The 23,755-nt window shown below is 66.8% G+C and carries 16 protein-coding genes; 13 read left to right on the top strand and 3 right to left on the bottom strand.

Going from position 1 to position 23,755, the window contains the following annotated elements; translation table 11 throughout:
- Positions 1-64 precede the first annotated feature (64 nt).
- The 10 genes from PV646_RS16285 to PV646_RS16240 all read left to right on the top strand — a co-directional run bounded on the left by PV646_RS16285 (position 65) and on the right by PV646_RS16240 (position 17,231).
- A complete protein-coding gene (locus PV646_RS16285) occupies positions 65-4,780 on the top strand; it encodes a DEAD/DEAH box helicase (RefSeq protein WP_500342626.1) in 4,716 nt (1,571 codons plus the stop codon).
- Positions 4,777-6,297 carry a nuclease-related domain-containing DEAD/DEAH box helicase gene (locus PV646_RS16280; protein ID WP_500342625.1) on the top strand — a complete coding sequence of 507 codons (1,521 nt, stop codon included), beginning with the start codon at positions 4,777-4,779 and terminating at the stop codon, positions 6,295-6,297. Before PV646_RS16285 ends, PV646_RS16280 begins: the two co-directional genes overlap by 4 nt.
- Positions 6,294-9,458, top strand: coding sequence for a helicase-related protein (locus PV646_RS16275; protein WP_500342623.1), 3,165 nt, complete (start codon positions 6,294-6,296; stop codon positions 9,456-9,458). The genes PV646_RS16280 and PV646_RS16275 overlap by 4 nt, the downstream gene beginning before the upstream one ends.
- A complete protein-coding gene (gene drmB / locus PV646_RS16270; RefSeq protein ID WP_500342622.1) occupies positions 9,439-11,229 on the top strand; it encodes a DrmB family protein in 1,791 nt (596 codons plus the stop codon). The genes PV646_RS16275 and drmB overlap by 20 nt, the downstream gene beginning before the upstream one ends.
- A gap of 70 nt (positions 11,230-11,299) precedes the next feature.
- Positions 11,300-12,106: an IclR family transcriptional regulator domain-containing protein gene (locus tag PV646_RS16265; protein WP_500342620.1), complete on the top strand. Its 807-nt coding sequence runs from the start codon at positions 11,300-11,302 to the stop codon at positions 12,104-12,106.
- Positions 12,107-12,180: 74 nt separating this feature from the next.
- Complete coding sequence (locus tag PV646_RS16260; RefSeq protein ID WP_500342619.1) at positions 12,181-13,599, top strand: amidohydrolase family protein; 1,419 nt, start codon at positions 12,181-12,183, stop codon at positions 13,597-13,599.
- Entirely contained in the window at positions 13,599-14,738 is a 1,140-nt protein-coding gene (locus tag PV646_RS16255) for a CaiB/BaiF CoA transferase family protein (protein ID WP_500342617.1), read from the top strand. Before PV646_RS16260 ends, PV646_RS16255 begins: the two co-directional genes overlap by 1 nt.
- Positions 14,725-15,489 (top strand): citryl-CoA lyase, encoded by a 765-nt coding sequence (locus tag PV646_RS16250; protein ID WP_500342615.1) that lies wholly within the window; start codon positions 14,725-14,727, stop codon positions 15,487-15,489. Before PV646_RS16255 ends, PV646_RS16250 begins: the two co-directional genes overlap by 14 nt.
- A gap of 3 nt (positions 15,490-15,492) precedes the next feature.
- Positions 15,493-16,359, top strand: a complete 867-nt coding sequence (locus PV646_RS16245; protein WP_500342613.1) for a dioxygenase family protein — start codon at positions 15,493-15,495, stop codon at positions 16,357-16,359.
- Positions 16,344-17,231, top strand: a complete 888-nt coding sequence (locus PV646_RS16240; protein ID WP_500342611.1) for a quinone oxidoreductase family protein — start codon at positions 16,344-16,346, stop codon at positions 17,229-17,231. The genes PV646_RS16245 and PV646_RS16240 overlap by 16 nt, the downstream gene beginning before the upstream one ends.
- On the opposite strand, the gene PV646_RS16235 is transcribed toward PV646_RS16240, so the two are convergent.
- Complete coding sequence (locus tag PV646_RS16235) at positions 17,204-18,571, bottom strand: alpha/beta fold hydrolase (RefSeq protein ID WP_500342609.1); 1,368 nt, start codon at positions 18,569-18,571, stop codon at positions 17,204-17,206. The two genes, PV646_RS16240 and PV646_RS16235, sit on opposite strands and share 28 nt — an antisense overlap.
- 105 nt (positions 18,572-18,676) lie before the next feature.
- On the opposite strand from PV646_RS16235, the gene PV646_RS16230 reads away from it, so the two are divergent.
- Together PV646_RS16230 and PV646_RS16225 are read left to right on the top strand one after the other, a co-directional pair.
- Entirely contained in the window at positions 18,677-20,107 is a 1,431-nt protein-coding gene (locus PV646_RS16230) for an FAD-binding oxidoreductase (RefSeq protein ID WP_500342607.1), read from the top strand.
- 126 nt (positions 20,108-20,233) lie between these two features.
- Positions 20,234-20,905 (top strand): DJ-1/PfpI family protein, encoded by a 672-nt coding sequence (locus PV646_RS16225; RefSeq protein WP_500342605.1) that lies wholly within the window; start codon positions 20,234-20,236, stop codon positions 20,903-20,905.
- Between the two features lie 130 nt (positions 20,906-21,035).
- Here the strand turns inward: PV646_RS16225 and PV646_RS16220 are convergent, their stop codons facing one another.
- Complete coding sequence (locus tag PV646_RS16220; RefSeq protein ID WP_500342604.1) at positions 21,036-21,938, bottom strand: S1 family peptidase; 903 nt, start codon at positions 21,936-21,938, stop codon at positions 21,036-21,038.
- Between the two features lie 149 nt (positions 21,939-22,087).
- Between PV646_RS16220 and PV646_RS16215 the strand changes: the two genes are divergently transcribed.
- Entirely contained in the window at positions 22,088-23,359 is a 1,272-nt protein-coding gene (locus tag PV646_RS16215; RefSeq protein WP_500342602.1) for a cation:proton antiporter, read from the top strand.
- On the opposite strand, the gene PV646_RS16210 is transcribed toward PV646_RS16215, so the two are convergent.
- On the bottom strand, positions 23,305-23,745 hold the full coding sequence (locus PV646_RS16210) for a GNAT family N-acetyltransferase (protein ID WP_500342600.1): 441 nt from the start codon (positions 23,743-23,745) through the stop codon (positions 23,305-23,307). The two genes, PV646_RS16215 and PV646_RS16210, sit on opposite strands and share 55 nt — an antisense overlap.
- Between the last annotated feature and the right edge of the window lie 10 nt (positions 23,746-23,755).

Genomic DNA, 23,755 nt, shown 5'->3' with positions numbered 1-23,755 from the left:
AACCCACATGGCGACTCTCCTTCGAGCCGCCGAGTTTCGCCTGACCTCCTGAAGGTGTCAGAAAATGACGAATGTTCGACCGGACTGGTCTCAGGACAGCAGCCTCGCGGAGGAAGTGCGTGGGCTGTTCGACAACGCGATATCCGCCTACCGCTCGAACTCCCACCTGATCTCCGAACACGCCAACCACGAAGAGTCGATTCGAGTCGGAGGTTACGCCAAGCGCACACTGCTCGAACTCGTACAGAACTCCGCCGACGCAATGGCGGGCACGAACAACGACGGAGAGAATACAGGCAGAGTCGAGATAGTTCTTGACCTCGAGCACAACGCGCTCTACTGTGCGAACTCTGGACGTCCGTTCTCGAAGAGCGGACTAACCTCGATTTCTCACGCACACCTCAGCGTCAAACGCGGGGATGAAATCGGCCGCTTCGGACTCGGCTTCAAGTCGGTTCTGGCTGTTTCCAGCTCCCCCCAGATCTACAGCCGATCCGTCTCGTTCGAATTCAACTCGGCGGAGTCGAGGGCCGCGCTGACGGACATCGGATCGGGAGCGCGCCGATACCCGGTGCTGCGCACCGCGACCGTGATCGATCCGCTGATCGCGTTCGAGAACGATCCCCTGCTCGCCGAGCTCTCCGAATGGGCAAGCACCATCGTCAAGTTGCCGGAGGCGACCAACCTCGAGCGGCTCCGCACCGAGATCGAGACGTTCCCGTCCGAGTTCCTGCTGTTCGTCGGCGCCGTGAGGCAGGTCAAGCTGCGGGTTCTGGGTGATCGCGGGTTCAAGACGAGTCACACCTCGCGTGACTTCGGCAACGGGCACTTCAAGATAGAAGGCTCAGACGGTTCGGGTGACGAGTGGTTCGTACAGGACCGCATGCACAAGCCGACCATGCAGGCTCGCCGGGAGGTCGGCGAGGCGGTGTCGAGAGCGGAGGTCAAGGTGACCATCGCGATGCCGTTGCGACGTTCCAAGCTGCGTATGGGCCGACTTTGGTCGTATTTCCCACTTCAGGATGAGACCTCTGCGTCAGCTCTCTTCAACGCCCCATGGAGCGTCAACGACGACCGCACCACGTTGCTGCACAACAAGTACAACCGCGAGATCCTCGAAACCATGGCGGAGATGTTCGTCCAGATGCTGCCGAGGGTCACCAGCGAAGCGGATCCCGCAGCTCACTTCGACTACATGCCCGCCCGAGGAAGAGAAGCCACGGCGTTCGGTGACAAGTTGTTGTGTGCATTGGTTCCGACAGCAGCCGCTTCGGTCGATCTCGTACCCGATGGCGCGGGAACGATGAGACGCGCTGCAGACCTGCGTCCGTTGGACTTCTTCTCCGGCGTGGACAGCAGCCCTACGCACCAGTCGTGGATCGAGTCTCCGAACACCGGCAACGATGTTCCGCATTGGCGCTGTTACAGCAACAATCAGCGGCTCACCCGGCTCCGTGATCTGTTCGCGGCGGACGCGAACGACGACCTGACCTCCGTGGACAGGGACCAGAAAAAGCGGCTGGAGAGCATCCCGAAACGCGGACTTCGCTCCTGGCTCCAGGAGTGGGCCGACGGACCAGATCTACCCTCCGCTGCAGCCGCGACCAGGTTCGCGATCGAGCACCAGCACAAACTCTCCGACGCTGCCCAGGCGAGAGTGATCCCGACGACGAACGGGTTGCGTGGACTGAAAGAGCGGAACTTCATCTTCCTCCACCAGGAGGACGATGTGGAGATCGAGAACGCGGTCTTCGTCGCCCCGCGTTTCCTTTCGCTGCCTGGTATCGAGAACCTGCTTCGACAGAACAACTTCCGCGACCTGGATCCCGTTGCGGTGCTCAACGCACGCGCGGCGCGTCTGAGCGCAACTTCTTCGCCAGAGGAATTCGAGAAGATCTGGGACGCCGTCATGGGTGTCCCAGCGAGCAAAGCCGTCCAGACGTTGGCGAGCAACCAGCATCTGAAGGTGCCTACGCGCGATGGCGGTTGGGCCTTCCCCTACCAGGTGTTCGATCTCGACACCCCGTTGGACGAGAGTTTCGCATCCTTGACGCTGGCTCCCGACCGCTGCCTAGCACAAGTCGCACACCAGCTCGGCGTCGTCCGCGACGTGGTGAAGAACTTCCTCCTGGAGAACGAGGTCTGGTTCAAGAAGTATCAGGCTTCGATTCTCGACACGGTCAACGAGGCCCGTGGGCCGGGTGAGCGCCCCGTCGAGAACGCCGAGATCTACCCTGGCGAAGGACCCGGACCGTTCTCGGTGCTCTTCATGTTGCCAGACGACGCGTCAAGCCAGAAACTTCGCGCTCGCTGGACGACGAGGCTACTCGAAGCGGACGACGCCGACTGGACGTGCGACGATGCCGACACGGGCACCACGTATTCCGTCCAGTCGCCTGTTAGGTGGGCAGTGGAACGAGAGGGGTTGCTGGAGTCGACGCAGGGCTACCGCACGCCACGGGATGTGGTGGCGCCATCACTCCTGAGGTACAGAGACTTTCTGCCACTGCTCGGCGGACACCAAGCAGGTCGAATAGCAGCCGCTTTGGATCTTCCAAACATCCTCGAAGACGTTCCGGTCGAGCTGATGGAAGAGGCACTCGCAGCGGAGCAGTTCCAGCCAGGTGTCGATGACGTGGTGTTGGTCGAGTTCGTCCTTGCCGCCGCCCGTGCCGTTTCGCACCGAGGAAGGCCGCGGCAGATTCCAGCACGGGTGGGACGCGCGATCGAAAGCCACGTTCCCAGTTCGGTGTTCATCGCCACGTCAGAGGAGCAGGTTGCGTACCTGGCAGCACATAAGCGCCCGTACCTCGAAGCGTCCGAGGACCAGAGTGTCGATCTTGTCGAGGCGGTCGGCTGCCGTCGCTTCGAAGACAACTTCAGTTTCACGATGATCATCGAAGGACAGCAGGAAAGCGAGCGCATCCTCGACATCTTCGCCGGGCTCCGCAACACCTTCGCCGCAGACCGTCTGGACAAGGCGACCATCGCCAGGTCGATCCAGGTCACCAAACGGACGACGACCGATGACGGCAAGAAGGAACAATCACTTGAGTCATATCTCGACGGACTCGATCTGATCGTGCGCAGCGACGTTGACGATCACCGCCTTCTGGAACTGGTCAACAAGCAATACGACCTGAAATTGTCCAACGCACAACTCGAAGAGATTCGGCAGACGAAACTGGCCAACCACCTGGAGTCTCTGCGCCAGCAGGGCCTTGCGGCGGCCACCGACGCCGAGCGGTTGGAGCTGTACCTGGGCTCTGACGACATGCGAGAGGTACTTCCGAACGGCCTGTGGCAAGCCCTGGAGGCGCAGCAGCACGTCGACTCCAACACTTCGGTCGCCGAACTCCTCCTCACCGTGTGGGGAAACGATTCGATCAAGGAGGTCAGGGAACTCTTTCTGCGAGAAGGGTTCACTGACATCCCGAACGAATGGGCAGGACGCCCTGCGACCGTCGGCTGGCTGCGAAGGATGGGCTTCGGATCCGAGTACGCAGGTCGGCGCAACCAACGACAGGTGCCCGAGTTCGTAGTTCCAGGCGCGATCAAGCTCAGCGATCTTCACCCGTTCCAGAAGAAGATCAGCGGCAAGCTGAAGGACGTGCTGACGCACCGCGAGGCGAATGGGCGGCACCTCAAGGCGATGGTCGAACTGCCTACCGGTGCCGGCAAGACACGTGTCGCGACGCAAACGGTGCTGCAGCTTTTCATCGAGGGGCGGCTGGAAGGGCCCGTCCTGTGGATCGCGCAGTCTCAGGAGCTGTGCGAACAGGCGGTCCAGACCTGGAGCATGGTCTGGCGCGGGCTGGGCGACGAGCGTCCGCTGACACTCGGACGCCTCTGGGAGAGCAACACGGTCAACGAGCCCGACACCGCGTTCAGTGTCATCGTGGCGACCGATGCAAAGCTCGACACCATCCTGGACGCGCCTGAATACCAGTGGCTGCGGACTCCCTCTGCGGTGATCGTGGACGAGGGTCACCGAGCAGGAGGTTCCGAGCGGTACACCAGGATCCTGAACTGGTTGGGGGTCGCCGGCCGCGGCTTCGACCGACCCCTAGTGGGGCTCTCGGCGACCCCGTTCAAAGGCAAGTCGCTGACTGCGACCGAAGCGTTGGCGAGTCGGTTCGGAAGGTTGAAGCTCGTTGCGTTCGAGGCCGACACCGCTTACACGCAGCTCGCCGAGCTGGGTGTGCTGGCCCAGGTCGATCACGAGGTGCTGAAAGGTGTCGACGTCGAACTCAGCCCGGAGGAACGCGCTGAGGCCAAGAGCCAGCGCAAGCTCAGTCCGAGCGTTCTCGACCGTGTGGGACAAGACCAACGTCGAATGGCGATCCTGGTGGACCACATTCGACAGTTGGATCCGTCTTGGCCGGTACTGGTGTTCACGCCGAGCGTGCTTTCCGCGCAGGTGCTCGCCGCAACGCTTCGATTTCACGACGTCGAGGCACATGCGGTGAGCGGGCAGACCGGTCGGCAGGAGCGGCGCGACATCATCGACCGGTTCAAGGACGGCAAGATCCGTGTCCTCGCGAACTGCGACCTCCTCATCCAGGGATTCGACGCCCCCGGAGTCCGAGCCCTGTACATCGCACGGCCGACCTTCAGTCCCAACGCCTACATCCAGATGGCAGGTCGCGGTCTTCGAGGACCGGCCAACGGCGGAGAGGACAAGTGCCTCATCGTCGACATGGCCGACAACTTCGGTGACGTCAACAGCCTTCTTGGATACCACGACTACGAAGACCTCTGGCTGGAGCAGCGCTCATGATCATCGTCCCGGACCTGGCGGATATCGAGAAGAGATCCGCCAGCGAGGCGGAGCGCAGGGTCGCGCGGCTTCTGCGTGACATCGAAGCTGATGCTCGCGATGTCGCCTTTCACTCCGTGAATCTGCGTTCGCACGCATACAAGCAGCAGGCCGAGACGGACTTCGTCCTGCTGTGGAAGGGCGTCGTGCTCGTAATCGAGGTCAAAGGCGGCGGTGTCCGGAAGTTCGAAGGCAGCTGGTACAGCGTTGACCGTCGTGGGGACTGGCACAAGCTGGCGAGCTCGCCGATGGCGCAATCGCAGTCTGCCATGCATGCATTGAAGGAGATCCTGAGCGAGGAAGGCATAGGCTGGTTCGCTCACGAAGCTGTGGTCATCACACCCGACATCGACGCGCCACCACACTCCGTCGAGTGGAAGGCAGATCATTGGCTGTCGAGATCCCACATGGACGCCACGTCTCTAGCAGCCGCGTTCGACGCCATCGCTGCGGGAGCGAGAAAGCCACCGTCCGGCCGCAAACTCGCACGGAAGGATGATCTGAGGACACACCTCTTCGGCGAGTTCACGAGGATGCCGGTCGTCGACGCGCAGCGCGGAGCGGTGATCGAAGAACAGAACAGGGCCACACAAGGCCAAGCACGTGTACTCGCAGCACTGGCGCGCAACCAGCGGGTGATGGTCTACGGCGGTGCTGGAACCGGCAAGTCATTGGTGCTCGTCGAGGCGGCGAAGCAGGAGACCGATCAAGGAAAGACTGTGTTGATCACTTTCCGATCCCCGGGTCTTGCCTCGTTCTTCGCGCCCTTCGTCGACGGCCGAAAGATCGACGTTGTGCCCTTCGAACAGTTGACTCCGTCCAAGATCTACGACGTCGTGTTCCTCGACGAGGCCCAAGACCTGATGAACGCCGAGGGCATGGACAAGCTGGACGCCGTCATCGCCGGCGGTCGAGGCTCAGGTAGGTGGCGCATGGCGCTCGACCCCAACAATCAAGCGCATGTGGACGGAGCATTCGACAAAGAAGTCTTCGAGTTGGTCGCGTCGGAGGCGTTGCAGCTGGACCTGAATCTCAACGTCCGGAACACCCGGGCCATGGTGCACGTGGTCAACGAGTACCTCGGTGCGGACGTCGGAGATCCGGGCATCGTCCACGGCGAGAAGGTCAGATGGCACGCCCTGGATGGTCCGGCCGATGTCACCGCTGCAAGGGTCATCGCCGCCGAGTTGATCGAGGACGGCATCCACAAGGATCAGATCTGGATCATCAGCACCGCCTCTGCGGACGAACCAGTCCTCACAGAACAGGGGGTTGCGCTCACCAGCCCCAAGTACGCCAAGGGGCTGGAGATCGAGCACGTGGTCATGTGCGACCTGCCTGCGGACTTCGACGAGGCGGGAACATCCGCGTTCTACGTTGCGGCGACCCGGGCACGTGTGTCTCTGCACATCATCGCCTCCAGGGAAGACCAGAAACGTCTGCAGCAACTCGCCCGGAAGCGGATGGTGACGACGTGACCTTGACCCACCCGCAGCAGGTCGCTCTCCACCACTTGCGGACGACATATGTCGGTCCAGGCGAAGACCAGGAGGTCGTGCTCAACCAACCCCACCTTCAGTACTCGGTCGGGATGTTGTTCCCTCAAGAGGCCACGAACACGCCGGTGGGATCCACCGGAAAAGGTGATCTCGAGCCGGACGTCGTGTCAGGCGATCTGCAGGAAGACGCTGCGGCCGTTCCCCTAGCCGAGAACTGGCGGCCCTCGTCCGTCGCCATGTCCTTCGTCACGACCCAGGCCGATGTGCTGTGCGACATCTCAGGAGGAACCTACGCACCGATCTCTGACGACGGTCCGCCGCGGTGGCAACGCAGTGGCTTCAGGTTCGGTGGACTTCGCCTTTCGGAGAACAGCCCGCTGCACCAGCTCAAGGCAGGCAGGGTGGTGTTCGAAGTAGGGTCTCGTTGGAGGTCCTATGGCCACGCCTACCTGGTGACGGTGCACGCACGGGTGCAGTCGAAGTCGAGTGGCAACGACAAGCTCGACATCGAGCACATGCTGTTCCAGGTCGCTCTGAGCGTCACTCCGGCTGCGGGTGGCGAGTTCCTCGAATACGACACGTCAAGGGCATTCGAGATCGATGACGAGTCCGCCGAGCTAAGGCTGCGTTTCCGTGAGAGGACGGTCTACGCGGTCGGCCACGGCATGGCCGCAGACTGGGAGTTCAACGACGGGAGGTGCAGTCGGCTGCTCCTCGACCCGATCCCCGCATTCGTCGTGCCGGGCGTGGAGACCACCGGATTCCAGGCCGGCACGCGCGAGGCCGAGGCACTTGCGCTGGAGCACCTTGCGAAGATCGATACTGATCCTGACAAGGTGCTCCAGTCGCTCGACGCGTTCGTGGTGGCCTTTTCCTCCTGGGTTGGAGGACAGGAGGCCCGAGTCGACGGATTCGCGGAGGACGCGCGAACTGCTCGCCGCATAGTCGCGCGTGCGCGGACAGCCGTGCTCAGGATGCAAGCCGGCGTCGACTTGCTCAGAGAACCGGGCCAGGCCGAGCTGCGGACCGCGGTCGCCCTCGGCATGGCGGCGATGAGGCTTCAGATGCGCCAGGCCGCGATCACGCGAGCCAGCGCGTCCGAGATCGTCGAGGAACCTCGCTGGCGCCCGTTCCAGCTTGGGTTCCTGCTGGTTTCCCTCGAATCCACGGTCAACGAGACGCACGAGGACCGAGAACTCGTCGATCTGATCTGGTTTCCCACTGGCGGAGGCAAGACGGAGGCCTATCTAGGTCTTGCCGCGATCGAAGGCTTCCGACGACGACTTGTGCACGGCGTCGCAGGTGCAGGCACCGCCGTGATCACCAGGTACACCTTGCGCCTGTTGACCGCCCAGCAGTTCCAGCGCGCCGCTTCGTTGATCTGTGCGATGGAACTGCTCCGCCTTGAAGATCCTCGCGCAAAAGGGATGACTCGATTCTCCATCGGCCTGTGGGTCGGCAACGACGTCACACCTGCCACTAGAGCCGACGCCAAAGTCGCGCTCAAGCGTCTGCACAAGGCCGCTCGCCCGGAAGAGGCGAACGAGTTCCAGATCGAAAGTTGTCCGTGGTGTCGAGGCTCTCTGCTGCCGCCGAAGTGGACTGCGGATCAGGACCGTTACGGAATGCGCTTGGCAGGCCACGATGTCATCGTCCACTGCGTTGACGAGGCCTGTGACTTCCACAAGGAACTGCCGGTAGCTGTCGTCGACGAGGTCCTGTACGCCGAACCACCGACGATCCTCCTGGCGACCGTCGACAAGTTCGCGCGTCTGCAGTTCAAGCCGGAGGCCGGAAAGCTCCTGGGTCTCGGTACGCCGTTCCGACAGCCGTCCCTGATCATTCAGGACGAGTTGCACCTGCTGTCCGGGCCGCTGGGCACGACCGTCGCTGTGTTCGACGCCGTCATCCAGATGCTGCTGAGCCGCAGAGGTACCGTCCCCAAGATCGTCGCCTCGACTGCCACCATCCGAGCATCGGATGAGCAGGTCCGAGGGCTGTACGGTCGGAAGGTCGCGCTGTACCCACCTGCCGGTCTGGACGACGACAGGACATTCTTCTCCCGCCCGGTCGAGAACGGCGAAGGGCGTCTGTACGTCGGCCTGATGCCTCAGGCCCTCTCCCAAGTCTCGGCGGTCATCGCCGCGTCCACACCTCTGATAGAACTTCCCGAAGTGCTGACGGCCAACGCAGAACAGGGTGTTGCCAGAGACTCGTACTGGACGGCGGTTCTCTATCACAACAGTCTGCGTGAACTCGGCCGCTCAGGAACGCTCGTTGTCGACGACGTGAACGGCAGGCTGGAAGCCCGTGCCGTGCGACTTGGGCTTCCGTTCAGGAAGGTGCACGCGGACCGGGTTCTGGAGCTCACCAGCCGACGTGGGCCAGAGGAGCTCCCTGGCGATCTACGTGCTCTCGGCCGTAGCGTCGACGGTTCCGAGGCCGCTGTCGATGTCGTGCTGTCGTCGAACATGCTCTCCGTGGGAATCGACATCCCTCGTCTGGCATTGATGTTGATGGTCGGACAACCCAAGACGACCTCGGAGTACATCCAGGCGACAAGCCGCGTGGGACGCGGTGAAACCAAAGGCATCGTCGTAACTCTCTTCAGGTCGAACCGAGCACGTGACCGTTCGCATTTCGAGACGTTCCGGGGATATCACGAAGCCTTGTACCGCAGCGTCGAGCCCACCAGCGTCACGCCCTGGTCCTTGGCCTCTCGGGACCGCTCGTTGGCGGGCGCACTGGTCGCTCTGTTGCGGCACAGCGTCAGCCCGCTCGCGTTGGACGCCTCCCAGATGGACCTGGACAACGCCGAGATGCGTGGCGTGCTCGAAAGGCTGATGGCCAGGTTCGTCGAGCTCGTAGCTCGTTCCGAGGACTTCGAAGAAGAAGACACACGAGCAGAGATATGGCGACGCCTGCGTGAGTGGAACCTGCGTGCGCGGCTCGCGCGCGACTCGGGGTCGCCGCTGAGGTATGAGCGACAGCGCACAAGCGATGAATCGCTTCTGAAGCGCTACGGCCAACCTGGTGAGGGCTGGCTGGTAGCCGACTCGATGAGATCCGTGGACCCGAACGTCGCAGTGCAGGTGCGTGAGCCTTTGGAAGGAGGCGGTAATGGACCGAATCACACATGATCTACGTCTGTCCGAGACGATCACACCGTTCGGAGTGGGCGCTATTGTCGATGTGCGCGGCCAATCGCTTATCGCACCTGACACTTCATGGTGGGACGCGCGATACGCACCGACGATCCACTGCGACCGGCTCGTCACCAGGCTTCCGGCCGGTGGCTCGCTTCGCCAGGCACCCTCTCACTCGGGGCGAGCGGCCAAGGACACCAAGGGCCTGCTCTACTGGAGATTTCCAGAGTGGAGGTTCTGTGAGAGATGCAGCAGGCTTTCGCGTTCCACGGGAAAGAAGAACGGCAAGTGGCTGAACGAGTGTGAGTGCAACGGCTCGCTCGTTCCCATGCGCTACGTGGCGGTCTGCACAGGGGGTAGCCACATCCAGGACATTCCCTGGTTCAAGTGGACGCACCGAGGTGGCGATAGCGGAGTCACCGAAGCCGTACGGTTCTGCCGAGCGTACAAGGAGTTGAAGTTCTACCGCTCGGCGAAGCACGGCGAGGGTCTGGCATCGATCCAGGTCCTGTGCAACGGATGCGGTCGGACCAGATCCATGGTCGACCTGGTGACGAGCGACGCGTTGAAGCGGGACGGGATCCCTTGTCGCGGAGCCCAACCGTGGGAACCGGACGGTACTTGCGAGCACTCTCTCGTAGCCGTACAGCGAGGTGCGACAGGTAACTACATCGCCGAACGCATCTCGGCTCTGCAGATTCCCGAAGAGCAAATGGCTTCTCAGGAGAAACTGGAGCAGATCCGCAGTCACGTCTACTTCAGCAAGGTCGTAGCCGACAACGGTGGTCCGCAGTCGGACATGGTCGCGGGTTGGATCGCGGACGAGTTGGGTGTCGCCAAGGAAGAGATCCTTACCCTGGCAGGCGGCGAAGGCACGGTGCGCGAGTCGGTACTTCAGGAGTTGAAGGACGGTGAGTGGGCGGCGTTCCTCAAGAAACTCAACGCCGGCAAGGACCACAGCGAAGGCGACTTCATCGTCGACGGGGTGCAGGTACCCGCAGACCCGAGATGGCCTGAAGCCCTGACAAGCATGCTCGAGGGCGTGGGGCAGGTGCACAGAGTCCGTGAGGTAAGGGCTTTGAAGAGCTTCCAACGGCACAGCGCCTCGGCGGACACGATGCCGGTCGACTTCGGGACGGACAAGAGCGGACAGAAGATCTACCCGGCGATCGAGCTGTTCGGCGAGGGCATCTTCCTGCGCTTCGAAGAAGCGCAGCTGCGAGCATGGGAGGAACGTTCCGATGTCCGGGCACGAGCGGACATCCTGATGCAACTCCGCAACGACAGCGAGTGGGCACATAGACTCGATGTGCCTGAGCCCCGTTTCATCGCATTGCACACGCTGTCTCATCTGTTGATCCGACGGCTCGCGTTCGCGAGCGGTTATGCGTCCGCTTCCCTGCAGGAGCGCATTTACGCCCGTTCTGACCGACCTGACCGCACCGCCGGAGTTCTCATCTACACCGCTGCAGGCGACGCGCAGGGCACACTAGGCGGTCTTGTCCGGCTCGGCAGGCCGGAAAAGATCATGCCATTGCTTCTCGCGGCCCTAGACGACGCGGATGTGTGCTCGAACGACCCCGTGTGCATCGAGTGTGATCGCCAACGGGCAGCTCAGCTCAACCTGTCGGCTTGTCATGGTTGTGCACTCATCAGCGAGACCTCCTGCGAGACCGGAAACAGGTTCCTGGACCGTCAGCTGGTCTTGGGAGGCAGCGACGTGACAGGGCTCCTGGACGAGGTGCTCGCTCAGATTCGCCGATGATTTAAACCGTCAGGGCGAGCCGCGTAGGTCGAACCCACGGCGGCGGACATCTGTCCGTTATCGTGGGCTCATGCCTGCTCGCCCTGACACCGGCCCCGACTTCATCGAGGCGCTCGCCCGCGGTCTGGACGTGATCCGCGCGTTCCGGCCGCTGCGTCCGGTGATGACGCTCAGCGAGGTCGCGGCAGCCACGGACCTCGCGCGGCCGACGACGCGCCGGATCCTGCTGACCCTGGTCGAACTCGGCTACGCGCGGCAGGGCGAGACCGGGTTCGCGCTCACGCCGCGGGTGCTCGACCTGGGCGTCGCGTACGTGCGGTCGATGGGCCTGTGGGACGTCGCGCGCCCGCACATGGAACGGTTGTGCGCCCGCACCAACGAGTCTGTGTCGATCGCCCAGCTCGACGGGCCGGACATCGTCTACGTCGCCCGCGTCGCCGTGCCGAAGATCGTCACGCTGTCCGTGCAGATCGGCACGCGGTTCCCGGCGTTGCCGACCTCGCTGGGGAAGGTGCAGCTGGCGGCGTTGTCGCCGGCCGAGCTGGAGGCCGTGCTCGCGCAGCCGACGCGGTCCGGGCTGACGTCGCGGTGGCAGCCGGACGCGGCCGAGCGCGACGCCGTGCTGCGCGACGTCCGGGCGCGCGGGTGGGCGATGACCGACGAGCAGCTCGCGCTGGGCATCCGGTCCGTCGCGGCACCGCTGCGGGACGGGAACGGCAAGGTCGTCGCCGGGATCAACGTCAACTGCCACGCGTCGGAGACGTCGGTCGAGCACATGGTCGATCATCACCTGCCCCTCCTGCTGCAGGTCGCGGGCGAGATCAGCGCGGACTTCGCCCGGCTGGGCACGGTGCCGCACGAGGTCGTCGCGTCCTGAGGGGTTGACCTGGGGCCGTCGAAGGTTGACGATTCAACGGACACCTGTCCGCCAGACGGTCAAGGAGTTCTCCGATGAGTTCCGTCGTCCTGAGAAACGGCACTGTCCTCACCATGGACGGCCGTCCGCCGCTCGTCGACCACGACGTCCTCGTCGCCGGCGACCGGATCGCCGCGATCGGGCCGCGGCTGGAGGTGCCGGAGGGGACCGAGGAGATCGACGCCACGAACGGCATCGTCATGCCGGGCATGATCGACACGCACCGGCACATGTGGCAGACCGCGATGCGCGGCTACGGCGCCGACTGGACGCTCACCCAGTACTTCGTCTGGTACTACCTGGAGTGGGGCAAGGTCTTCCGGCCGGAGGACATCCACGCGGGCAACCTGCTCGGCGCGGCCGAGGCGCTCGACGCCGGTGTCACCACGACCGTCGACTGGTCGCACGGCCTGCAGACCACCGACCACGCGGACGCCGCCGTCGACGCGTTGCAGGCGGTGCCGGGCCGGTTCGTGCTGGCGTACGGCAACATCCAGGACAGCCCGGCCTCGTGGACCGCCAAGCCCGAGTTCCGCGACTTCGTCTCCCGCCGGATGACCGGTGACGACATGCTGGGCTTCCAGCTCGCGTTCGACGTGACCGGCGACCCGTCGTTCCCCGAGAAGCCCGCCTTCGAGGTCGCGCGTGAGCTCGGCGTCCCCGTCACGACGCACGCGGGCGTGTGGGGCGCGACGAACGACGACGGCATCAGGCTCATGTACGAGAACGGGTTCATGACGCCGCAGTCGATCTACGTGCACGCGGCGACGCTGTCCGCCGACTCCTACCACCGCATCGCGGCGACCGGCGGCTCGATCTCCGTGTCGACCGAGAGCGAGCAGAGCGCGGGCCAGGGTTACCCGCCCACCTGGGCGATCCGCGAGCACGGCATCCCGGTGTCGCTGTCGATGGACACCTCGGTGTGGTGGAGCGGTGATCTGTTCTCCGCGATGCGCACGACGCTGGGCGCCGACAGGTCACGTGAGCACATGGCTGCTCACAGCAAGAACGACACGGTCACGCACTCGTCGTTGCGGGCCGAGCAGGTCGTGCAGTGGGCGACGATGGGCGGCGCGCGGGCGTTGGGACGCGACGCGGACCTGGGCAGCCTCGAAGTGGGCAAGAAGGCCGACATCGTGTTGCTGCGCAACGAGAACTCCCCCGCGATGTTCCCGATCCTCAACCCGTACGGGCACGTGGCGTTCCAGGCGCAACGGTCCGATGTGGACACCGTGCTCGTCGACGGCCGGATCGTGAAGCGCGACCACAAGCTCGTCGGCGTCGACCTCGGCACGATCCGCTCGGAAGTCCTGAACACCGTCGACCACCTGCGCGCCCAGCTGGGCGAGGAAGCGTGGCACAAGGGCATGAACCCGGACGTCCCGGAGTCCAAGGTGCTGGACAACCCCTACACCTACACCGAGTACCGCGGCGACACCCGGACGTCCGTCTGATGGGTGGTCCACTCGAAGGCCTGCTGGTAGCCGACTTCTCGCGCGTGCTGGCAGGCCCGTACGCGACCATGCTGCTGGCCGACATGGGCGCCTCCGTCGTCAAGGTCGAGGGCCCGGCCGGGGACGAGACGCGCACCTGGACGCCGCCGGTGCGGGAGGACGTCTCGACCTACTACCTCGGGATCAACCGGGGCAAGCGGTCGATCGCCCTGGACTTCCGCGATCCGGACGACGCCGCGCTGGGCCGGGAGCTCGCCCGGCGCGCGGACGTGGTGATCGAGAACTTCAAGCCGGGTGGCCTGGCCAAGTTCGGGCTCGACCACGCCTCGGTCAGCGCGGACAACCCGCGCGTGGTCTACGCGTCGATCACGGGTTTCGGCTCTGGCGAGGGAAAGCACGTGCCGGGCTACGACCTGATGGTGCAGGCGATCTCCGGGCTGATGAGCCTCACCGGTGACCCGGACGGGCCGCCGTACCGCGCGGGCATCTCGGTGTTCGACGTGATGGCGGGCAACCACGCCGTGATCGGCATCCTCGCCGCGTTGCGCCACCGCGACGCCACCGGGCAAGGTCAGCTCGTCGAGGTGAACCTGCTGTCGTCGGCGTTGACAGGGCTGGTGAACCACAGTTCGGCGTTCGTCGCGGGCGATGTCGTGCCGTTCCGGATGGGCAACGCCCACCCCAGCGTGTTCCCGTACGAACCGCTGCCGACCGCCGACAACGACCTGATCGTCGCGGCCGCCAACGACGGTCAGTTCCGGCGGCTGTGCGAGGTGCTGGGACTGTCCGAGGTGCCGGACGACCCGCGGTTCGCCCGCAACGCCGACCGCACCCGCAACCGCGAGGAGCTGCGGCCCGTGCTGGAGGAACGGCTGCGGACCCGCGGCGCCGTCGAGTGGTTCGACCTGCTCGTGGCGGCGGGGGTGCCGTGCGGCCCGATCAACACGATCGACGGCGGGTTCGCGATGGCCGAACGGTTCGGGCTCGACCCGGTCGTGGTGGTCGGGGACGTGCCGACCACCCGGCACCCGATCCGCTTCTCGGAGACACCGGCGGTCTACCGGCTGCCGCCCCCGGCGCTCGACGAGCACGGAGAAGAGCTGCGCACGTGGTTGAAGGAGGACCGTGACGGTCTATGAAACGGCGCTCGGCGCGTCCACACCCGACACGATCACGTTGCTGGGCAAGGACCTCGCGCGTGACGTGATGGGCACCGTCGGCTTCGGCGAGCTGGCGTTCTGGCTCGCCACCCAGCGCCGGCCGAGTCCTGGCGAGACGCGGTTGTTCGAGGCCGTGCTGGCCGCCCTGGCCGACCACGGGTTCACACCGACCGCGATCGTCAGCCGCCTGACCTTCCTGTCCGCGCCCGACTCCGTGCAGGGCGCGCTGGCCGCCGGGCTGCTGGGCGGCGGTTCGCGGTTCCTCGGGGTCACCGAGGACGCCGGCCGGTTCCTCAACGACGTCGTGCGCGCCAACCCGTCGCCGGACTGGGACGCACTGGCGCTGGAAACCGTTCGAGCGCAAGGCAAAGCCCGCATCCCCGGACTTGGCCACCACGTGCACAAGAACGGCGACCCCCGCACCGCCCGGCTCTACGAGATCGCCGAGGAGGAAGGCCTGGTCGGGCCGCACCTCTCGCTGTTCGCCGCGATCGGGCGGGTGCACCCGCAGGTCCTCGGCAAGACGCTGCCGCTCAACGGTGCCGGCACGTGCGGCGCGGTGCTCGCCGACCTCGGCCTGCCGCTGGAGTTGTTGCGAGGCTTCGCGTTGCTGGCCCGCACCGCCGGGCTGATCGGGCAGCTCGCCGAAGAGTTGCGCAACCCCGTCGCCAACGAGATCTTCCTTTCAGTCGACACGAACACCAGGTCCGTCGCACCTGTCGAGGAGTGAGCAATGCAGCTCGTCACCGAGGACAACATCACCGCGCTCGCGGAGCAGCGCTGGGCCACCGCGAAGGACCCGCGGACCGCGGTGCTGATGACCGCGCTGGTCCGGCACCTGCACGAGTTCGCGCGCGAGGTGCGGCTCACGGAGGCCGAGTGGATGGCGGCGATCGGGTGGCTCACCGCGACCGGGCAGATCAGCGACGAGAAGCGCGAGGAGTTCATCCTGGCCTCGGACGTGCTCGGGCTGAGCATGCTCGTCGTCCAGATGAACCATCAGTTCGAGGAGGGCGCGACCCCGGCGACCGTGCTCGGGCCGTTCCACATCGACGGCTCCCCCGAACTCGGGTTCGGCGGTGACATGTCCGACGACGTCGACGGAACTCCGCTCTACCTCACCGGGACCGTGCGCTCGCTGGACGGCTCACCGGTGGCCGGCGCCGTGCTGGACGTCTGGCAGGCCGACGCCGAGGGCGCCTACGAGGCCCAGCTCGACGTGGACGAGGCGCGGTTGCGGGCGAAGTACCACGCCGAACCGGACGGCACCTACTGCGTCCGCACGATCACGCCCAAGGGCTACTCGATCCCGATGGACGGGCCGGTCGGCGCGTTGATCGGGCAGACCGAGATCAGCCACTTCCGGCCCGCGCACGTGCACTTCCTGGTCACCGCGGAGGGTTTCGAGCCGCTGATCACGCACCTGTTCGAGGAGGGTGCCGAGTACCTCGACAGCGACGTCGTGTTCGGCACCAAGCAGGAGCTGGTGGTCAGCTTCGAGCAGCACGCGCCCGGTCCGACGCCGGACGGTGGCGACTCCGCCGTGCCTTGGGTTCTGGCCGTGTACGACTTCGTCTTGCAGCCGTGCGCGCCGCAGTAGTCGTTCGTCCCGGTCAGCCTCCGTCGCTCGTTGACCGGGACGAGCCTTCCGGCGAGGTCGTCGTGGACGTCCTCGCCGCGCCCATCACGCCGTTGGACCGCTTGTGCGCCAGCGGCACGTCGTACTTCGGCGTGCCCGACACGCCCTATGTGCCTGGTGTGCAGGGGATCGGCACCGTCGACGGTCGTGTCGTGTGGTTCCCGACCAGCGCCGGGATGTCCCCCGGCGACGGGAGCATGGCCGCGAAAGCCCTGACGCGTCCGGAGGATCTCGTGTTCCTGCCGGACGTCGACCCGGTCGTGATGGCCGCTCTCGGGTTGTCGGCCGTGGCCGCGCACAGGGCGTTGGACTCGCTCACACCGGGCGAGTCCGTGGTCGTGCTCGGCTGCGGCGCGGTCGGTCAGTCCGCGATCCAGCTCGCCCGTCTCGCCGGTGCCGGACGGGTGGTGGCCGCCGTGCGTTCGGCGGAGGGCCGTGACCGCGCGGCACGGGCGGGAGCCGACGTCGTGGTCGCGCTGGAGGACGTCGCCCAGGCAGCCCGGGGCGCCGACCTGCTGGTCGACCCGTTGTTCGGACCTCCCGCCGCCGCGGCCGCCCAGGCGTTGCGGCCGGGCGGCCGGTGGGTGAACCTCGGCGGGTCGGCGGGCGAGACGAGCCCGATCACCTCGTCCACGTTGCGCAGCAGGTCTTTGCGGTTGACCGGTTACACGAACAACGAGCTGACCGCGCAGCAGCGCGCCGACGCCATCTCCGTGGTCGCCCGGCACGCGGCGGCGGGTGCGCTCACCGTCGACCACGAGGTCGTGCCGCTCGCCGACGTCACGGATGCCTGGCACCGCAACGCTCACGGCCGGGTCGTGCTGGCCATGTAGTCCCGCACCTTCCGCAGCGTCACCGGGTCGTCCATGCCGCCGCCGTGCCCGACCTGATCGGTGACGACGTGGATCGCCTTGCGCCCCAACTGCTCCTGCACCGCGTCCGCCCAGGCCTTCGGTGTCGCCGGGTCGAGCGTGTTGCTCAGCAGCAACGTGGGGTTCGGGCTGCGCGAGGACACCGGCTTCGGCCGTCCGGTCCTCGGGCCGCCCACGCAGATCGACGAGTAGTTGCTGGAGTTCGTCGAGAACCCGACGACCGGCGCCGCCTTCCTCGTGGACCTCAGGTCCTCGCGGGCCTCGTGCACGTCCGGCACGGCGAACGGCCAGTCCGAGCAGGTGTTCGGGTCCGCGTACTCGAACCGCTCCGGTGGTTCCTCACCGCCGGGCTCGCCGGGGAACGGGTTGCGCCCGTCCGCCAGGTCGCGCAGCCCCTTCGCCACCCCGGCGAAGTCGCGTGGCGCGAAGATCTCGAAGTAGCGCGTGATCATGGCTTCGGACCACGGGAAACCGTGGAAGGTGCCGGGGAGCCTGCCGGCGTTCTGCCGCGCCTTGCGGAACACGTCGGCCGGGTTCTGGCCGTGCAAAGCGCTCTCCGGGGTTGTGGCCGACCATTCCGTGAACTTCGTGAAGATCGCCTCGACCCCCGCGGCGGCCGTGGTCATGAACTCCCGGCGGCCCTGGTCCGGGTTCATCACTCCCTCGATGATCGAGCCGTCGACGTGCCGGCCGAACTTCTCCAGGTAGCGCTCGGCGAGCAACGTGCCGTAGGAGAGCCCGTACACGCTGATCCGCTCGGCGCCCACGGCCTTCCTCAACGCGTCCGCGTCCTTCGCGGTGCTGTAGGCGTCGAGGTGGTCGTCGAGGCCCGGCACACCGGTCGTGCACGTGGACCAGAACGCCTTCTGGTCCTGCTTCAGGGTCTCGAACGCCGCCGCGTCCGTCGGCGGGACGTACGGGATCTTGAGGATCTTGTCGAAGTCGCAGGTCATCGGGTGGCTCTCCCCGACACCGCGAGGGTCGAGCGCGATCAGGTCGTAACCGGGCAGGGCGCCTCGCAGGGTGCCGAAGGTGAAGTCGCCGGGCTGTCCGGGGCCGGAGGGGAAGCCCAGGATCGTGCCCTTGCTGTGCTCGGCCTTCCACCGGTAGACGCGCAGACCTGTTGTGCCCTTGGCGGGTTTCGCCCAGTCGACCGGCACCGTGAGGGTGCCGCATTCAACTCCTTGCGCGACGGGTTTGTCGCACGCGCCCCAGCCGAGGTCCGGGGTCGCGTGGGCCTGGGGTGCGAGCGGAACCAGTCCCAGGACGGCCACGAGTGCTGTTGTTCGAAGTAGTGCCACCGTTGCAGCGTGGATCTTCGGCTCGTCACCCCGCATCACGCTGTGGGCTGGTGCGAAGTCCACCTGAGGTAGCACGGAATGCGGAGCTGATCATGACGTGCCAGCATGGGAGAGGTGGATCGACGCAGGTTTCTGAAGGTCGCTGGGCTCGCCGGTGCCGGTGCGGCACTCGCGGCCTGCTCCTCCCCCGCTCCCCCGGTCCCGCCACCGTCCAGTTCGTCCGTTCCGAGTGGACCGCCCGACTGGACCGCGTTGCGCTCCAAGCTGTCCGGCCGGCTCGTGCTCGCCGGGGACGACGGGTTCGCCTACCAGGGCTTCAACCCGGTGTGGGACGGCCAGAAACCCGCCGCCGTCGCCAAGGTCACCTCGGCCGCGGACGTGCAGGCGTGCGTCGAGGCCGTTCGCGGGCGCGTGGCCATCGCGGCCCGCAGCGGCGGGCACAGCTACGCCGGGTACTCGTCGCCCGCCGGGGGCCTGCAGGTCGACGTGCGCGGGATCGCCGGCGTCGAGGTCCTGCCGGGTGACCAGGTGCGCATCGGGTCCGGTGCCGCTCTGGGCGACGTGTCCCGGGCGCTGCTGGCCTCGGGCCGTTGCCTGCCGACCGGCACGTGCCCGTCCGTCGGCGTCGCGGGCCTGACGCTGGGCGGCGGAATCGGCGTGCTGTCGCGCAAGTACGGGCTCACGTGCGACCACCTGGTGTCGGCGACCGTGGTGACGGCCTCCGGCCAGGTGGTCACCGCGTCCGCGCAGCAGGAGCCGGACCTGTTCTGGGCGTTGCGCGGCGGGGGCGGCGGCAACTTCGGGATCGTCACCGAGTTCGTGTTCTCGACCGTGCCCGCGCCGGACGTCACCGTGTTCTCGCTGTCGTACCCGGACGCGGCGGACGCGCTCGGCGCGTGGCAGGGGTGGATCGCGGAGGCGCCCGACGAGCTGTGGTCGAACGTGGTGGTGCGCGGTGGACCCCAGCCGAGCTGCAAGATCGGCGGCTACTTCGCAGGATCGGTCGGCGAGCTCGCCGCGCTGGTGAACCGGTTGCCGGCACCGGCGCAGCGGTTCATCCAGCCGCAGACCTACGCCGAGGCCACCCGGTACTTCGCGGGCGGCCCGATCACCCGCGAGTCCGCCGTGGCGTCGTCGCGCATCGTGCGCGAGCCGATGGCGGACCCCGCGAAGGCCGTGGCACTGCTGGCGGGCCAGTCCGACGAGACCTACCTGATCTTCGACGGCCTGGGCGGCGCGGTGGCCGCCGTGGCGCCGGACGCGACCGCGTTCCCGCACCGCAAGGCACTCGCGAACGTGCAGATCTACCTCAAGACACCGCCCGAGGCCGCCGAGCAGGCGCGGGTACAGCTCGCCACGATCCGCGACGGGCTCGGCGCGCTGGTCGGCGACGGCGGGTACGTCAACTACATCGACCCGCAGATGCCGCGGTGGGCTGAGGCGTACTACGGCGGCAACCTCGCCCGGCTGGAGGAGGTCGCCGCCCGGTACGACCCGGACCACGTGTTCGCCTTCGCGCAGGCCGTGTCCCGGTGACGCCGGACAGGTGATCTCGTGACCGGTCCGGCGTGACCCGTCCACTGGTCGGCCGGGAGCGCGGAGAAGTTCCCGGTCTCACCCCTTCGAGGGAACCGGAGGCGCTTCCCCGCCGACCTGTGAGCCATGGAACGCCGAACCTTCTTGCGCGCCTCCGCGCTGTCACTGGGACTCACCACGACCGCCACCGCGACCGCCGCGAGTCCGTTGCGGGTGCAGGTGCTGATGTTCGACGGGATCGAGGAGCAGGACTTCATCGCCCCCGTCGAGGTGCTCGGCCTGGCCGGCAAGCTCAGCGGAGCCCTGCGCACCACCCTCGTCTCGACAGATCGCCCGCGCACCGTGACCTGCACGTACGGCACGCAGGTGAAGGTGCCGAACGCCTGGTCGCCGTCCGATGCGGACGTCCTGGTGGTGCCGGGCGGCGGGTACGCCAACCGCACCGGACCGGGGGTGCACCACCTGATCGGCGACAAGGCCTTCCTGCGCAGGCTGACCGAGTCGAAGGCGCTGCCGGTCGGCATCTGCACCGGCACGATGGTCCTGTCCGGGGCGGGGATCACCAGGGGCCGCAACGCGACCACGCACACCGGCGCCAAGGCCGACCTCGCCGCCCAGGGCGCGACGGTGATCAACGCCCGTGTCGTCGACGACGGCGACCTGATCACCGGCGGTGGCATCACCTCGGGTCTGGAGGTGGCGCTGTGGCTGGTCGAACGGTTCGTCGGCGCGGAGGTGGCCCAGCGCGCCGAGACCGTCCTCGAGTACGAGCGCCGTGGCACGGTCTGGCGCCGCTGATCAACCGGACACCGTTGGCGCACAACGACACCGCACGCGACACCTCCCAGCGCGGTGGACCTTGCTGGACGGCATCGCGTGCGGCGCCGGATCAGGCTGCGTCCCGTGAGCAGGCGGGACGCCGCCTGAGTCAGGGGATGCGCGCGCCGACCGCGGCGAGCGCCCTGGTGACGGGCTGGAAGAACGTCACGCCGCCCTGGCGGCAGTCGCCACTTCCGCCCGAGGTGAGACCGATCGCGTTGCCGTTGGCGGTGAACATCGGCCCGCCGCTGTCGCCGCCCTCCGCGCAGACGGTCGTCTGGATGAGGCCGGTGACACGGCCCTCCGGGTAGTTCACGGTGGCGTTGAGGCCGGTGACACGGCCGTTGCGCAGGCCCGTCGTGCTGCCCATGCGCTGGACCTGCGTGCCGACCCGCGCCTCGGCCGCGCGCTGGATGCGCACCTTGCGGCCGTTGCCGGTGTCCACCTCGCTGGGCGCGGCGGTGTCGCGGTTGTTGTAGGTGAGCAGGGCGAAGTCGCCTGCGCCGGGGAAGGTCGACCGCGCGACGGTGGCGGCGGCCCGTCCGCCCTGGGTCAGGGAGAACTGCCTGCCCGCGGCCGTGCAGTGGCCGGCGGTGAGGATGGCGGGACGGTTGTCGTTCGTCACGACGTTGAAGCCGAGCGAACAGCGGCTGTTTCCGGCGAAGATCGCGTCACCACCCTCGGCGAACAGCTTGAACGTCCCGGCGGTGCGTTGCAGCTTCACCCCGGCGCCCATGGAGTTCACCGTCGACACCAGGTTGTCCCACTTGGCGCCGGTCACCGTGCTGTCGGCGGTGACGAGGACCTCGTTCGTCGTGGGGTTCACGGCCCACGCGGTCCCCGCCACCGACGCCTTCTCGCGCAACGTCTCGGTCGCCCTGGCGGGATCGGCACGCTGCTCCGGTGCCGCCTGGCTCGCCGTGAACGTCGAGGCGGTGATCGCCACGGCGACCAGCCCGATGGCGCCCGCGATCACCTTGGCCCGGCGGTTGTCATCGTGGTGTTTGCCCATGTGGCGCCCTCTCGTTACCGGACTGAGATCCGCTCATGTCTGGGTGTACGTACAGCGCGGCGTTCCGGTTTAGGTGAATCGCCGGAGTCCAGACGATCGTCGGGTCGCCTGCGGATGTCCTCTTAGGACACAGAGGCCAAGATGGGCGGATGAACTCGCTGTTGCTCGCCGCCGCGTTCGCCATGGTCGTGAGATCGCTGGCCGCGAACCGGCTGGACCGCTGGCTCCTCGGCGCGCCGCTGGTGATGGTGCTCGCCGGGGTCGCGGTCGGGTTGTCCGAGCCGAACGCCATCGCGGAGGGCCTCAACACCGAGTCGGTGCAGCACGCGGCGGAGATCATCCTCGCGGTGCTGCTGTTCGTCGACGCGACGGAGGTCCGCGCGGGCAGGCTGTGGGGCGCCTACCCCGGTCTCGTGGCGCGGGTGCTGCTCGTGGCCATGCCGCTGAGCATCGCGGTGGCCGCGCTGCTGGGCTGGCTGCTGTTCCCCACCCTGTCGTGGGCGGTGCTGGTGCTGATCGCGTGCGTGACGGTGCCGATCGACTTCGCACCGGCCGAACGGGTGGTGCGCGACCGTGCGCTGTCGGTGCGGGTGCGCGGCACGCTGAACGTCGAGAGCGGCTACAACGACGGCATCGTGACGCCGCTGTTCCTGTTCGCGCTCATCCTGGCCGGGGACGACTCCCAGGAACGCACGCCGCTCGAGGCGCTGGCCACGGTGCTGCCGTTCGCGGTGAAGGCCCTGGTGGCCGGCGTCGTGATCGGCGCCCTGCTCGGCTGGCTGATGGACCTCGCGCACCAGGCGGGCTGGGTGAGCGACCAGTCCGCGCGCGTCGCGGTGCTGCTGGCACCGCTGCTCACCTACACCGCGACGGTCGCGATCGACGGCAACGGCTTCGTCGCGTCGTTCGTCTGCGGCATCACCTTCCGGTACGTGCACCGGCTGCTCAAGGCCCGCCGGGTCCGCACCGGACGGGCCGAGGCGCGCACGGACGCGTTGAACAGCGACCTGCACCTGCTGGAGGACGTCACCGGCCTGCTGACGATGACCATGTGGTTCGTGGTGGGCATCGCCGCCGTGCTGACGTTCTACCTGGGCGTCTCGTGGCAGGTCGTGCTCTTCTGCGCGGCCGTGCTCACCGTGGTCCGGCTGGGCCCCGTGTTCCTGGCCCTCACCGGCTCACGGATGCGCCGCCGTGAACGCCTGCTCATCGGGGCGCTGGGCCCGCGCGGCACCACGACGATCGTGTTCGGCCTGCTCGCCTTCAACCGGCTGCCGGAAGGCGGCGCCGCCGACACGATCCTGACGATCACGGTCGGGTGCGTCCTGGGCAGCGTCGCGCTGCACGGCGTGGGCGCGACGCCGTTTCAAAAGCTCTTGGCGAAGTGGAACGCCGGGATGACGAAGCCCGACGCCAGGTAGAGCCGGTGGGCGGCATGCCGGGGCGTGCCGGAGTCGAGATGCACGCCCGCACAACCCAGACGACGGGCCTCCTCGTCGACCCATCGCAGCAGGGCGCCCGCGTGCCCCTGCCCGCGCGCGGACGACAACGTGGCCAGGTCGTCGATGTAGAGGTGCGAGCCCGCGTAGAGGCTGTTGAGGTGCCGGAACCCGGCCAGCGAGACGAGACGGCCCGTCTCGTCGTAGGACACCACCAGGCGGTACCCCTCGCGGCGCTGCTCCCGCACGCGCTCGACGAACTCGTCGGCGTCGGTCAGGTGCGGGCGGAGTTCGTGCATCACCTCGAACGCCTGGGCGGTGTCTCCGGCGTCGAGTTCGGCGATCGTGATGGTGTTCTGAGTGGTCACGGCACTGATG

It is taken from the genome of Streptomyces sp. ID05-26A (genome assembly GCF_033794685.1).
Lineage (GTDB): Bacteria > Actinomycetota > Actinomycetes > Mycobacteriales > Pseudonocardiaceae > Lentzea.
This window is presented reverse-complemented; position numbering and strand designations above follow the sequence as displayed.

Excerpts from the sequence above, each read along its gene's own strand:
- PV646_RS16285 (WP_500342626.1), top strand. The coding sequence starts at position 65 with ATGACGAATGTTCGACCGGACTGGTCTCAGGACAGCAGCCTCGCGGAG.
- PV646_RS16280 (WP_500342625.1), top strand. The coding sequence starts at position 4,777 with ATGATCATCGTCCCGGACCTGGCGGATATCGAGAAGAGATCCGCCAGC.
- drmB (WP_500342622.1), top strand. The coding sequence starts at position 9,439 with ATGGACCGAATCACACATGATCTACGTCTGTCCGAGACGATCACACCG.
- PV646_RS16265 (WP_500342620.1), top strand. The coding sequence starts at position 11,300 with ATGCCTGCTCGCCCTGACACCGGCCCCGACTTCATCGAGGCGCTCGCC.
- PV646_RS16260 (WP_500342619.1), top strand. The coding sequence starts at position 12,181 with ATGAGTTCCGTCGTCCTGAGAAACGGCACTGTCCTCACCATGGACGGC.
- PV646_RS16255 (WP_500342617.1), top strand. The coding sequence starts at position 13,599 with ATGGGTGGTCCACTCGAAGGCCTGCTGGTAGCCGACTTCTCGCGCGTG.
- PV646_RS16245 (WP_500342613.1), top strand. The coding sequence starts at position 15,493 with ATGCAGCTCGTCACCGAGGACAACATCACCGCGCTCGCGGAGCAGCGC.
- PV646_RS16230 (WP_500342607.1), top strand. The coding sequence starts at position 18,677 with ATGGGAGAGGTGGATCGACGCAGGTTTCTGAAGGTCGCTGGGCTCGCC.
- PV646_RS16225 (WP_500342605.1), top strand. The coding sequence starts at position 20,234 with ATGGAACGCCGAACCTTCTTGCGCGCCTCCGCGCTGTCACTGGGACTC.
- PV646_RS16220 (WP_500342604.1), bottom strand. The coding sequence starts at position 21,938 with ATGGGCAAACACCACGATGACAACCGCCGGGCCAAGGTGATCGCGGGC.
- PV646_RS16215 (WP_500342602.1), top strand. The coding sequence starts at position 22,088 with ATGAACTCGCTGTTGCTCGCCGCCGCGTTCGCCATGGTCGTGAGATCG.